The 213-nt window shown below is 43.7% G+C and carries 1 pseudogene; it reads right to left on the reverse strand.

From position 1 onward, the window contains the following. A pseudogene (locus V6260_RS19265) lies at nt 1-213 on the reverse strand (FAD-dependent oxidoreductase); the annotation flags it as partial.

Genomic DNA, 213 nt, shown 5'->3' on the forward strand with positions numbered 1-213 from the left:
TTTTTATCAATCAAATTTAAGCGCTGTAAATACTCATCCGATTGATGAGCTAGCGCTATGCTTCTGTCATCAATGCTTTGGTGTTAATCGCCCGTTACTGGATTTGCTTCTACTACCGCTATAGTGAGTGAAGGGTTTGTTTTAGCAATACTGAGCGCGCAACTAGCTCCAGCTAGCCCGCCCCCAATAACTACAACATCAAACTGCTTAGCC

The organism is Pseudoalteromonas aliena, from assembly GCF_038155085.1.
Classification (GTDB): Bacteria; Pseudomonadota; Gammaproteobacteria; order Enterobacterales; family Alteromonadaceae; genus Pseudoalteromonas; species Pseudoalteromonas aliena_A.